This is a genomic window from Allobosea sp. 05T433, from assembly GCF_056396065.1.
In genome coordinates, this window is the sequence record NZ_JBFTKS010000002.1 from 398,727 (window position 1) to 410,503 (window position 11,777).

The window sequence follows — 11,777 nt, forward strand, 5'->3', positions numbered from 1 at the left end:
CCCTTCAGGACAGGACACTCTCATGACCATCGTTTCATCGACGCAGGCAGCGCCTGCGCGCGCGGATACACGCGCCGCCTCCCTCTACCGCGCCGTCTGGCGCTGGCATTTCTATGCCGGGCTGTTGACGCTGCCCTTCCTCATCCTGCTCGCGGTCACCGGCGGGCTCTATCTCTTCCGAACCGACATCGACGGCCTGGTTCATCGCGATCTCAAGCGGGTGGAGATGCGATCGACCGCCCCGGCCCCCGCGACAACACTGGTCGCCAACGCGCTTGCGGCCTTTCCCGGCAAGGCCGTGAAATTCGTGCCCGCGGCAACAGCGTCATCGGCCGCGGAAGTCACCGTCCGGGACGCCACTGGTGCGCGCAAGGTCGTGCATGTCGACCCCTATGACGGGCGTGTGCTTGGAGAGATCCCCGACAAGGGCACGGTGATGTGGGTCGTGCGGCAGATCCACAGCCTCGCCTATTTCGGGCCGGTCGCGAATGGCGTGATCGAGATCGCCGGCGGCTGGTCGATCCTGCTGGTCGGGACCGGGCTCTATCTGTGGTGGCCTCGGGGCCGCCGGGGCGGCGTCGTTTCCGTGCGTGGCGATGCCGGCAAGCGCGTCTTCTGGCGCGACCTGCATGCCGTCACCGGCGCCTTCGCCGGCGTCTTCATCGTCTTCCTGGCGATCACCGGCATGCCCTGGTCCGTGCTCTGGGGCGACCAGGTCAATCGCTGGGCCAACGGGCATAATTTCGGCTATCCGGCCGGCATCCGCGTCAACCTGCCGATGTCGGATGAGCATCTGCACCATGCCGGGCCGACCTCATGGTCGCTGGAACAGGCGCGCGTGCCGAAATCGATCGCGACGGCGGCAGCGCCGATCAGCCTCGACACGGCCGTGGCGAGGTTCGACGCGCTTGGCCTGGCGCGCGGCTACGCCATCAACCTGCCGGCCGGTCCCAACGGCGTCTTCACCGGTTCTGTCTACCCAAACGACCTGTCGCAGCAGCGCGTCATCCATCTCGACCAGTATAGCGGCGCGCCCCTGCTCGACATGTCCTTCGCGGATTACGGCCCGATCGGGAAATGGCTGGAATGGGGCATCAACGTCCATATGGGTCAGGAATTCGGCCTGGCGAACCAGCTCTTCATGCTGGCCGTCTGCCTCGCGATCATCCTGCTTTCGGTCTCGGCCGGGGTGATGTGGTGGAAGCGGCGTCCGGCCGGGTCGCTCGGCGTGCCGCCCCTGCCGCCCGAGCGCCGGACGCTCTACGGCGTCTTCGCCATCCTGGCGGTCGGCGGGCTGGTCTTTCCGCTCGTCGGCGCGTCGCTGATCGTCATGCTGGTGGTCGACCGCTGCCTCTGGCCGAGGACCGCGCGATAGCGGCATCGCGGGCCGGCATGCATTCGCGGCGTGCCGGCCCGTTGAACACGCAGAAGAAAATCCTCGCTTCCCGCGAAAATCCGCGACGGATTTAAGACTAAATCAAACCGGACCGGCGCAGGTTGCGGATACTTGCCTGACGCGTATCTGGGGGGCCAATGCTGAGTTCTTTGACACGGATGCCCTCCGAGATGTCCTCGGAGGCACGCCGGCAGCTGCTCAATGCCGTCACGGACCTTTTTCTGCTCGACCAGGATCCGACCGAGCCCTCCAAGGCGCATTACGGCGAGATCGCACTGCGCTCGCTGCCGCATCTCGAGGACGAGGCCCGCAAGGCCTATGCCGGCCATGTCGCGGCGGTGCCGAGCCTGCCGCATGAGGTGGCGGTCACGCTTGCCGGCGACGCCGATTCCGAGGTCGCACGCCTCGTGCTGAAGCTCTCCCCGGTGCTGACCGACACCGACCTCGCTGCAATCGCGGTGAGCCAGTCGCAGCACCATCTCGCGGCGATTGCCGAACGCGCCCGCCTCTCGGAAAGCGTTACCGACATTCTCGTCCAGCGCGGCGACCGCACTGTGCTGCACACGGTCAGCGCCAATGAAGGCGCGCATTTCTCCGACAAGGGTTTTGACACGCTGCTGGAACGCGGCGGCAAGGATGCTGAGATCGGTGGCGCGCTGGCCAGGCGTTCCGACCTGACACCGAACCGGGCCAGCCGCGTCCTGGAGATCGTCGAGGGGCTCAGCGGCGGCTCCGGGCTGTGGTCCAAGCCCGCCGACGAGGCCGCGACGCTTGCCCGCCGTGCACGCCAGCAGCGGCTGGAGGTGAAGCTCCTGCTCGCCGATCTCGGCGCAGGCAAGCGCGAGCTCGACGAGATCGTGAGCATGCTGGCCGAGGAGGACCGGGCCTATCACCTTGCCGAGGTGATCGCGCAGGCCTCGGGCATCACCAACGAGCAGGCGCTTCGCGTCCTGCTGCAGCGCGATGTCAGCGGCATCGCCGTGACCTGCCGCTCGCTGAATCTCGGCATTGCGGCCTTCAAATCCGTTCTGGAACTGCGCTCGCGGCGGCTGCTCTTCGGCGCGCGCGATGCCGAGGGCGACCTGAAGAACTATGCCGGCCTCGACATCGCCACCGCCGAGCGGACGCTGCGTTTCCTCAAGCTGAAGACGAAGATCGGCTGAAGCATCGGCCCGAAAAGTGGATTGCGGTTTTCGGGGTAAAGCCGATGCAAAGATAGAAGGCTGGATCATCGGTTGGGATACGATATCCGGCCCGCCGATCCAGGGGCGGGCGGCCTGGGGGCCGCTTCCGCCACAAATCCGCGACATTCACGCGACCTTCTGCTAGGCTTACGCATAGGGGTTTGCCGAGAGGATGCCTTCGACGTGAGACTACCGATCCTTTCCGGCGCGCTCTGCGCGCTTGCGCTCAGCGCTGGGACCTCGCAGGCGCAGGCCTATCTGCCCTTCACGGGCTTTGCCGCCGTGCCGTCCTTCGCCTGGTCGGAGCCGACGCTGGCGCCCGGCGGTGTCAAGTGGGAAGGCTCCTATGCCCGCATCTCCACGGGCTTCCAGGTGACCAGCGCCAAGGGACTGGGCACGTCGGCCGGCCCGACGATCGGGCTCGCAGGCGGCAAGATGTGGCGCGATGGCGACTTCCTCTACGGCGTCATCGGCGCACTCGAATACGCCCCTGCGATCGGCGGCTACGGCACGCCGAGCTTCAACACGGCGGCTTGGACGCGCGATGTCGTCGGCGCCTTCCAGCTCAAGGCCGGCGTGTTCGCAACCGAGAACGTGCTGCTCTACACCAAGGTCGGGCTCGCTGCCGGCAACGAGACCTGGCGCTATGGCGCGACGCCCTTCAGTTCGCCGTTCAACCGCAGCGAGATCGCGGTCAGGCCGGAGGCCCGTGCCGGTGTCGAATGGGCGGTGACCAACAACCTGACGCTCGGCCTCGAGGTCGGCGTGGTCGGCCAGGCGATCAGGTAAGGCGCTCCTCCCGGCAGAGATGCCGGGACTGCCGACCAGGCTGAGAGATTGATTCACAGACCTGAGAAACTGATTCAACGCCCTGCCGCGTTGATTCAACGCGCCTGGTCAACAGGTTGATAAAACGTTACTTTTTACAGCCGTGAAACACGGACAAGAGCGCAGGCGAACGCGCGCCTTTGCATGGCCTCGTCTGCATTTGCCGCCGCAGCCAAACGGGCAGATGCCCGGGCATCAAGCCCGGGCAAGGCACAGCTTCAGCCGCCGAACCTGTTGTTCTTCGGGAAGCCCTTGGGCGGCAGGCGGCCCGATTCCGCACGGTGGCCGAGCCACTCGAGCAACTCGGCCGCCCCGACCGTCCAGGTCCGGTTCGAGGTGTCGAGCCAGGTCAGGCCCTCGGCCAGCTTGAAGGTCTTGGCGTCGGAGACGCCGCCATCCTTGTAGCGCTGCAGGCGCACGCCCTTGCCGCGCCCCATCTCCGCGACCTCGGAGAGCGGGAAGCAGAGCAGCTTGCGGTTCTCGCCGATGATCGCGACATGGTCGCCCTCAGCCGGAACGGCGAGCAGCGCCTTGACCGGTTCGGTGACGTTGAGCACCTGGCGGCCCTTGCGGGTATTGGCCACGACATCATCGCTGGGAGCGACGAAGCCGCGCCCATCCGTCGTCACCATCAGGAGCTTGAGGCCCGGCCGGTAGGGGAAGGCGGAGACGATGTCGGCCGTCTCCTCCAGCTCGATCATCAGGCGGATGGGATCGCCGAAGCCGCGGCCGCCCGGCAGCTTGGAAGCCTCCAGCGTGAAGACCTTGCCGTTCGAGGCCAGCACCAGGAGCTTCGCCGTGGTCTCGGTGTGGAAGCCGAGCTGCAGCGCGTCATCGCCCTTGAAGGACAGCGTCGAGAGGTCCTGGACATGGCCCTTCAGCGCCCTGATCCAGCCCTTCTTGGAGACGACGACCGTGATCGGTTCACGCTCAACCATGGCCTGCGTCAGGTCGATATCGGTCGTCTCCGGCATATCCGCGAAATCGGTGCGGCGCTTGCCGATCGCGGTTTCCGGGCCGAAGAGCTTCTTCACCTCGCGGATGTCCCAGGAGATGGTCTTCCACTGCGTCGCCTCGGAGGCCAGCAGCCCCTCGATCTGGCCCTTCTCGGTGGTCAGTTCGTCGAGCTCGGTCTTGAGCTGCATCTCCTCGAGCTTGCGCAGGGCACGCAGGCGCGTGTCGAGGATCGCATTGGCCTGGACCTCGCTGAGCTCGAAATAGCGCATCAGCTCGATCTTCGGCTCGTCCTCCTCGCGGATGATCTTGATGACGCGATCGAGGTCGAGATAGACGATCAGCAGGCCGCGCAGGATCTCGAGCCGCTTCTCGATCTGGCCGAGGCGGAAGCGCGAGCGGCGCAGCAGCACCTCGCGGCGATGGTCGAGCCAGGCGCGCAGGGCCTCGTTGAGGCCGAGCACCCGCGGCACCAGCCCGCCGGTCAGCACGTTCATGTTCATCGAAATGCGCGATTCGAGCTCGGTGAGCTTGAACAGCGATTCCATCATCAGATTGGCGTCGACGGCGCGGCTGCGCGGCTCGATGACGACCCGGATGTCCTCGGCCGACTCGTCGCGCAGATCCCCGACCAGCGGCAGCTTCCGATCGTTCAGGAGCTCGGCGATCTTCTCGATCAGCCGGCCCTTCGAGACCATGTAGGGGATCTCGGTGACGACAGCGAGCCAGGTGCCACGGCCCTGGTCCTCGACATGCCAGCGCGCCCGGGTGCGGAAGGCGCCGCGCCCGGTGCGGTAGGTCTCGGCCATCGAGGCCCGGGTCTCGACGATGATGCCGCCGGTCGGGAAATCCGGCCCGGGCACGAAGGTCATGAGCTGCTCGGAGGAGGTCTCCGGATGCTGGATCAGATAGAGCGCGGCATCGCAGAGTTCGGCGGCGTTGTGCGGCGGGATCGAGGTCGCCATGCCGACCGCGATGCCCTGCGAGCCATTGGCCAGCAGGTTGGGGAACGCCGCCGGCAGGACGATCGGCTCCTCGTCCTCGCCATTATAGGTCTCGCGAAAATCGACCGCGTCCTCCTCGATCCCGTCGAGCAGGAGGCGCGCGACCTCGGTCATGCGCGCTTCGGTATAGCGGTAGGCAGCGGCGTTATCGCCGTCGATATTGCCAAAGTTGCCCTGGCCGTCGACGAGCGGGTAACGCTGGGCGAAATCCTGCGCGAGGCGCACCAGCGCGTCATAGACCGACTGGTCGCCATGCGGGTGGAACTTACCGATGACGTCGCCGACGATGCGGGCGCATTTCTTGTGCACCTGGCCGGGGTCGAGACGCAGCAGCCGCATCGCATGCAGGATGCGGCGATGGACGGGCTTCAGGCCGTCACGCGCATCCGGCAGGGCACGGTGCATGATGGTGGACAGCGCATAGGCGAGATAGCGCTCTTCGAGCGCCGATTTCAGATCGATGCGCTCGGTCTCGTCCTCCGGTGGCGGCTCGACCGGCTTTCCCATGTGTCACTCAACCTCGATCTACGTTGCAGCCGCCGGGAAAGGCCGGCCGCGAATCACTTCCTATGACGATGCCGGCCCGATGCAAGCCGCGCAAAGCGTCATACCCGCAAACGCGCCAGAAATCAGTGAATTCGTGCGACCAGCTCCAGCAGCCGCGCGCGCTCCGGCGACTCGAGCAATCCGCGCGGCTCAAGCAGATGGCGGCGCAGGAAGAAGCCGGTCAGGGCAAAGCCCGCCGCGATATCGGCGGCCGAGGGTTGCCGCCCGCCCTGCCCTTCGCTGAGGAAGCGCGGCAGCGCCAGCAGACGATCCTGATAGGGCTCGGCCACCTTGCGGCTGACCGCCTTGCCCGATTTCGGCGAGACATGGGTGAGGTCATCGGGCGAGCCGGTGACGGCGCAGCGCGTCAGATCCAGCCCGAAGCCGAGTTCGGCCAGCATCGCGACCTCGAACCGCACGACAAGGGCCGGCGCCAGGGTCAGCTCGTCGAGATGTTCGATCAGCACCGCCAGCCCCTCATGCAGGGCCGGATGAGGATCACGCTCCGGCAGCAGCCGCAGCAGGGCCGAGATCACCCCCAGCCCATAGAGGGCGACGGGCGCCGCCATCAGCCGCGCCGCATGCGAGGTGATGAGCTCGACCTTGTATTCGCCGAGATGCTCGTCGAGCCGGGCCCGCCAGGTCAGCGAGACCGCATTGCCGGGCTGCAGCACCGGCTGCGCCCGGGCGGAGCGCCCTCCGCGCACGAGCCCGAGATGGCGGCCATGCAGACGCGTCAGCACCTCCAGGATCACGGCATTCTCGCCGTGCTGCCGGACGCCGATGATGGTGCCGTCGTCGCTCCACTCCATGACAAGGAGTTAGGCGGCGCACCCGGCCGGGTCAATTTCCGCAGGCCTCCCCTCCCGACAGCGCGCGTCAGCGGCGCCGGTCCGGACTGGCAGGCAGCCAACCTCAGACATACTGCGCGATGCCGCCGCCGAAGGACCAGTTCTCGCGCGCGGTCTCGATCAGGTTGATGAAGACGTCGTCGGGCCTCAGTCCGGGCTCCCGGCGCAGGTTCTCGGCGATCTTGGCAAACAGCGCCTTCTTCTGGGTGACGCCGCGGCTGTTGTTGCAGGTGATCTGGATGATGACGAGCCCCGCGCTGCGCTCGAAGCCGAAATAGCGGGCGTTGAAGATGAACTCGTCGGGGTCGTGCTGGTGGATCACGGCGAAGAGATCGTCCTCCGGCACCTCGAAGGTCTCGCGCATCGCCCGATAGACGCCATCGACGATGGCAGCTGGCTCGGAGGCGGGACGGCCGCGCCTCATGGAAATGCGGATCAGGGGCATGGTGGATCTCCGGTTCGCGCGAGGGCGTTCGCCTCGCTGTCCAGGGCAAGCTAGCGCTCTCCGAGCCATCGTTGTAGTGTATTATTGCAGATATCAATCATATAGATTCTTAATTTATGATCGTCGCCACCCTCGATATCGATGCGGTCGCCGCCTTTCTCGGTGCGGCCGATCTGCGCAGCTTCACGCGGGCCGCCGAGGCGCTGGGCACGACCCAGTCGCTGGTCAGCACCCGGGTCAAGCGGCTCGAGGAGGTTCTCGGCCGGGCTCTGCTCCAGCGCCACCCGCGTCTCGTCAAGCTCACCGCCGAGGGCGAGCGTTTCGTACCGGCGGCACGCGAACTGCTCGCCGCGCATGAACGGGCGCGTGCGGCCTTCACCGAGTCACCGGAGCGCATCTCAGTCGGGATCAGCGAGCAGGCGGTCGGCGCCGATGCGCCGGCCTTGCTGGCGCGTCTGTTCGGCCATGACCCGACGCTGGTGATCAGCCTGCGGATCGAACGCTCCAGCCTGCTCGAGACGGCCTTCGAACGCGGCGAGCTCGATGTCGCCGTGATGCTGCGGATCGGACAGGGGCGAACGGGCGAGGTGCTGCGCCGCGACGCCTTTGGCTGGTTCGCCGCGCCAACGCTGACGCGCGATCCATCGCAGCCGCTGCCGCTCGTCAGCCTGATGACGGAATGCGCGCTCAGGCGTCACGCCATCGAGGCGCTGGGCCAGGGCGGGCTCAGCTGGCGGGAGGCTTTTGTCGGCGGAGGCATGGCCGCGGTGCTGGCCGCCGTGCAGGGCGGGCTCGGCGTCACGCCGCTCGCCGCACGCATCGCGCCTGCCGGCGCGGTCGATGTCGGCGAGGACTGGGGCCTGCCAGTGCTCGGCTCATCCGAGGTCGTGCTGCGCAGCAATGTCGCGACGCCGCGCGCCAACGCCTTCGTCAGGGAGCTGGCGGCGGCGTTTCGCGGGCCGGCTCAGCCCTTGGGGAATTCCAGCCCCATCTCGCGATAGCGCTCCGGATCGTCGCTCCAGTTCTCGCGAACCTTGACGAAGAGGAAGAGATGGACCTTGGCCTCGGCCGCCTCGGCGATCTCGACGCGGGCCTTCTGCCCAATCGCCTTGATGGTCTGGCCGCCCTCGCCAAGCACGATCTTCCGCTGGCCCTCGCGCTCGACATAGATCGTCTGCTCGATGCGCACCGAGCCATCGGGCCGCTGCTGCCATTGTTCGGTCTCGACGGTCGAGCGATAGGGCAATTCGTCGTGCAGGCGCTCGAAGATCTTCTCCCGCGTGATCTCGGCGGCGAGGAAGCGCAGCGGCGCATCCGAGATCTGGTCCTCCGGGTAGAGCCAGGGGCCGAGCGGCAGGCGCGTCTCGAGCCAGTCGAGAATGTCCTTGACGCCATAGCCGGTCAGCGCCGCGACCATGAACGTGGTCTCGAACTTGCCCCGCTCGTTCAGCTGCGTCGTGATGGCGAGCAGCTTCTCCTTCTCGATCGTGTCGATCTTGTTGAGGACCAGGAACTTGGGCTGCTTCAGCTCGGCGAGCTTTTCGAGCAGCCTCGTGTTCTCCTCATTGTCGAAGCGCTCGACATCGATCAGCACGCCGATCAGGTCGGCATCGGTCGCGCCGCCCCAAGCGCTCGTCACCATGGCGCGGTCGAGCCGGCGCTTGGGTGCGAAGATGCCGGGCGTGTCGACAAAGATGACCTGCGCCGCGCCGGCGAGCGCGATGCCGCGCACCTGGGTCCGCGTCGTCTGCACCTTGCGCGAGACGATCGAGATCTTGGCGCCGACGAGCTTGTTCAGCAGCGTCGACTTGCCGGCATTGGGCGCGCCGATCAGCGCAACGAAGCCGCAGCGTGTGGGCTTGTCGGCCTCAGCCATTGTCATCTCCCATGGTTTCGTTCCAGAGCCCCTCGCGGCGCAGGAACGCCTCGGCAGCAGCTTGTTCGGCGAGGCGCTTGGAGCGCCCTTCGGCTTCGGCGTCGATCAATCCCGCGATCCGGGCCGCAACACGGAAGAGCGGGGCATGGTCCGGGCCCGAGCGGCCGCGCTCGGTATAGGTCGGCGTCTGGTAGCCCTTGCCCTGCGCCCATTCCTGCAACGCGGTCTTCGCATCGCGCAACGGGCGCACCGGCTTCAGCAGGCGCTCGCCAAAAGCGCGCTCGACCAGTCCTCTTGCTGCAGCATAACCGCCATCGATGAAGACCGCACCGATGATCGACTCGCAGGCATCGGCCAGGATCGCCTTGTTCTTGCGGGCGCCGCCCAGGATCTCGCCGTCGCCGAGCTTCAGGTAGCTGCCGAGATCCCAGCCCAGCGCGACTTCGGCGCAGGTCTCCTTGCGCACGAGATCGGCCAGGCGGCGCGACATGTCGCCCTCCTCGGCCTGCGGATAGCGCTCGAAGAGCATGTCGGCGACGCTCAATCCCAGGACGCGATCGCCCAGGAACTCGAGCCGCTGATAGCTGCCGAGCCGCGAGCTCTCGGCGCTCATATGGGTCAGGGCGGTTTCAAGCAGGGCGCGATTGGCGAAGACATGGCCAAGCTTCGCCTCGAGCCGAGCGAGGTCGGGCGTCTTACGCCCGCTGTCCCCCGGCTTCGTCACTTGCGGCTTCGTCACTTGATCGTGCTGAACAGGCGGTTCCAGCGCACGGTCCAGGGCCATTCCCAGACACGCCAGGCGGAGGCGCCGTCGTCGATGGAGAAGAAGATGATCTCGGCGCGGCCGACGAAGTTCTCGAAAGGCACGTAGCCGACGCTGCGGTCGCGCGAATCCAGCGAGTTGTCGCGGTTGTCGCCCATCATGAAGAAATGGCCTTCGGGCACGCGGAAGACCGGCGTGTTGTCGAAGGTGCCGGTGTCGCCCTCGCGCTCGATGATGTTGTGGCTGACGCCCTCGGGCAGCGTCTCGCGATACTGGATGACCTTGGTGCTGCGGCCCCAGTTGTCGGTGGTTTCGAAGTCGGCGATGCGCTCGCGCTTCACCGGCTGGTTGTTGATGTGGAGGATGCCGTCGATCATCTGGATGCGGTCGCCCGGCAGGCCGATGACGCGCTTGATGTAATCGGTGGAATTGTCGCTCGGCAGCTTGAAGACGGCGATGTCGCCACGCTTCGGCTCGGCAGCCCAGACCCGGCCCTTGAACAGCGGCGGGCTGAACGGGATCGAGTGCTTGGAATAGCCGTAGGTGTATTTGGAGACGAAGAGATAGTCGCCGATCAGCAATGTCGGGATCAGCGAGCCCGACGGAATGTTGAAGGGCTGGAACAACAGCGTGCGGATGACAAGCGCGATGAGAAGCGCCTGGACGACGACCTTGATCGTCTCAAGGATGCCGCCCTCGTCCTTGGCCGTCTTGCTCTTGATTTCGGCGTCGTTGGCCACCCGGGGCGCTCCTTCATCAGTTCCGAGGCGCGGCATAGCGGAATGTACGGCCGGGGACAACGCGATATCCTCGCACAAGATGGCGCGAACAGGGCCGCCCGGCATCGCAACGCAACATTGGTTCTGTCATCGCGAATTTCCCCGGCTGCCCGCAGGTCCGGACCTGCCGCAATTGAGGCGACGCAATCGCGCCGCCCCGACATTGCCCCAGGCCAAGCAGCAGCCGGCGAAGATCGACCCCTGCCGCAGGTGAAGGGCGGCCCCGCAGTAGCGTAATTGACGCATTCCGAGCCCAGGTTCACTGATAGCTGGTCACAACCTCTGGGGGAATCAGTATGAGCTCGAAGAAATATGCGGCTGAAGCCATCGGCACATTCTGGCTAACCTTCGCCGGCTGCGGCAGCGCGGTCATCGCCGCAGGTTTCCCGCAGGTCGGTATCGGGCTGCTCGGCGTCTCACTTGCGTTCGGCCTGACGGTCGTCACCATGGCCTATGCCATCGGCCATATTTCGGGTTGCCATCTCAATCCGGCGGTCACCGTCGGGCTCGCGGCCGGCGGGCGTTTCCCCACCGGACAGGTCCTCCCCTATATCGTCGCGCAGGTGATCGGTGCGATCGCCGGCGCCTTCATTCTCTACATGATCGCCAAGGGCGCGCCTGGCTTCGATCTCGCCAAGGGCTTTGCCTCGAACGGCTATGGCGAACATTCGCCGGGCCAGTACAGCCTGTTCTCGGGCTTCCTGATGGAAGTCGTCATGACGATGATGTTCATCTTCATCATCATGGGCGCGACCCATGGCAAGGCGCCGGCAGGCTTCGCACCGCTCGCCATCGGGCTCGGCCTCGCTCTCATCCACCTGGTCAGCATTCCCGTGACGAATACTTCGGTCAATCCGGCGCGCAGCACCGGCCCTGCCCTGTTCGTCGGCGGCTGGGCGCTGCAGCAGCTCTGGCTGTTCTGGGTCGCTCCGCTGATCGGCGGCGCTCTTGGCGGCGTGCTCTATCGCTGGCTGAAGTCCGACACGGCCGAATAGCCGTCAAGATGGCGCCGGCTCGGTCCGGCGCCTCGCTTCCTATGGCTCGAACGGGTCGGGTGCGCGCAGCTCCGGCCCGTTTTGCGTTGTCGATCTAGATCATCGGACAGGAAACCGCGTCCGGTCCGATGATCTAACCCTTTGTGTTTGCATCGG

The 11,777-nt window shown here is 66.2% G+C and carries 11 protein-coding genes; 5 read left to right on the forward strand and 6 right to left on the reverse strand.

What is annotated here, in order from left to right:
• Positions 1–22 precede the first annotated feature (22 nt).
• The 3 genes from AC1DGP_RS04095 (at position 23) to AC1DGP_RS04105 (ending at position 3,369) form a co-directional block, all read left to right on the forward strand.
• The gene (locus AC1DGP_RS04095) at positions 23–1,375 is read left to right on the forward strand and encodes a PepSY-associated TM helix domain-containing protein (RefSeq protein ID WP_476831734.1); all 1,353 of its coding nucleotides are present in this window, start codon (positions 23–25) and stop codon (positions 1,373–1,375) included.
• Between the two features lie 191 nt (positions 1,376–1,566).
• Positions 1,567–2,559: a DUF2336 domain-containing protein gene (locus AC1DGP_RS04100; RefSeq protein ID WP_441488715.1), complete on the forward strand. Its 993-nt coding sequence runs from the start codon at positions 1,567–1,569 to the stop codon at positions 2,557–2,559.
• Positions 2,560–2,763: 204 nt separating this feature from the next.
• Positions 2,764–3,369: an outer membrane protein gene (locus tag AC1DGP_RS04105; protein ID WP_476831735.1), complete on the forward strand. Its 606-nt coding sequence runs from the start codon at positions 2,764–2,766 to the stop codon at positions 3,367–3,369.
• A gap of 257 nt (positions 3,370–3,626) precedes the next feature.
• Here the strand turns inward: AC1DGP_RS04105 and parC are convergent, their stop codons facing one another.
• The 3 genes from parC to AC1DGP_RS04120 all read right to left on the reverse strand — a co-directional run bounded on the left by parC (position 3,627) and on the right by AC1DGP_RS04120 (position 7,208).
• Positions 3,627–5,873, reverse strand: coding sequence for a DNA topoisomerase IV subunit A (gene parC, locus AC1DGP_RS04110; protein ID WP_476776842.1), 2,247 nt, complete (start codon positions 5,871–5,873; stop codon positions 3,627–3,629).
• A gap of 122 nt (positions 5,874–5,995) precedes the next feature.
• Positions 5,996–6,724: a DNA repair protein RecO gene (recO, locus tag AC1DGP_RS04115; RefSeq protein ID WP_441488718.1), complete on the reverse strand. Its 729-nt coding sequence runs from the start codon at positions 6,722–6,724 to the stop codon at positions 5,996–5,998.
• 103 nt (positions 6,725–6,827) lie between these two features.
• Positions 6,828–7,208, reverse strand: a complete 381-nt coding sequence (locus tag AC1DGP_RS04120) for a tautomerase family protein (protein WP_441488719.1) — start codon at positions 7,206–7,208, stop codon at positions 6,828–6,830.
• A 116-nt stretch (positions 7,209–7,324) separates the two neighbouring features.
• Here AC1DGP_RS04120 and AC1DGP_RS04125 point away from each other — a divergent pair, with 116 nt between their 5' ends.
• Positions 7,325–8,209, forward strand: coding sequence for a LysR family transcriptional regulator (locus AC1DGP_RS04125; protein WP_476831736.1), 885 nt, complete (start codon positions 7,325–7,327; stop codon positions 8,207–8,209).
• Here AC1DGP_RS04125 and era read toward each other — a convergent pair.
• Genes era through lepB form a run of 3 tightly spaced genes read right to left on the reverse strand, consistent with a single transcriptional unit; the run spans position 8,173 to position 10,587 of the window.
• Positions 8,173–9,084 (reverse strand): GTPase Era, encoded by a 912-nt coding sequence (gene era / locus AC1DGP_RS04130; RefSeq protein WP_069877010.1) that lies wholly within the window; start codon positions 9,082–9,084, stop codon positions 8,173–8,175. The two genes, AC1DGP_RS04125 and era, sit on opposite strands and share 37 nt — an antisense overlap.
• The gene (gene rnc / locus AC1DGP_RS04135) at positions 9,077–9,808 is read right to left on the reverse strand and encodes a ribonuclease III (RefSeq protein ID WP_441488721.1); all 732 of its coding nucleotides are present in this window, start codon (positions 9,806–9,808) and stop codon (positions 9,077–9,079) included. The genes era and rnc overlap by 8 nt, the downstream gene beginning before the upstream one ends.
• An 11-nt stretch (positions 9,809–9,819) precedes the next feature.
• A complete protein-coding gene (lepB, locus tag AC1DGP_RS04140) occupies positions 9,820–10,587 on the reverse strand; it encodes a signal peptidase I (protein ID WP_441504768.1) in 768 nt (255 codons plus the stop codon).
• A gap of 335 nt (positions 10,588–10,922) precedes the next feature.
• Between lepB and aqpZ the strand changes: the two genes are divergently transcribed.
• Positions 10,923–11,621, forward strand: coding sequence for an aquaporin Z (gene aqpZ, locus AC1DGP_RS04145; protein ID WP_441488723.1), 699 nt, complete (start codon positions 10,923–10,925; stop codon positions 11,619–11,621).
• Positions 11,622–11,777: the final 156 nt, after the last annotated feature.

Excerpts from the sequence above, each read along its gene's own strand:
- AC1DGP_RS04095 (WP_476831734.1), top strand. The coding sequence starts at position 23 with ATGACCATCGTTTCATCGACGCAGGCAGCGCCTGCGCGCGCGGATACA.
- AC1DGP_RS04100 (WP_441488715.1), top strand. The coding sequence starts at position 1,567 with ATGTCCTCGGAGGCACGCCGGCAGCTGCTCAATGCCGTCACGGACCTT.
- parC (WP_476776842.1), bottom strand. The coding sequence starts at position 5,873 with ATGGGAAAGCCGGTCGAGCCGCCACCGGAGGACGAGACCGAGCGCATC.
- recO (WP_441488718.1), bottom strand. The coding sequence starts at position 6,724 with ATGGAGTGGAGCGACGACGGCACCATCATCGGCGTCCGGCAGCACGGC.
- AC1DGP_RS04120 (WP_441488719.1), bottom strand. The coding sequence starts at position 7,208 with ATGCCCCTGATCCGCATTTCCATGAGGCGCGGCCGTCCCGCCTCCGAG.
- AC1DGP_RS04125 (WP_476831736.1), top strand. The coding sequence starts at position 7,325 with ATGATCGTCGCCACCCTCGATATCGATGCGGTCGCCGCCTTTCTCGGT.
- era (WP_069877010.1), bottom strand. The coding sequence starts at position 9,084 with ATGGCTGAGGCCGACAAGCCCACACGCTGCGGCTTCGTTGCGCTGATC.
- aqpZ (WP_441488723.1), top strand. The coding sequence starts at position 10,923 with ATGAGCTCGAAGAAATATGCGGCTGAAGCCATCGGCACATTCTGGCTA.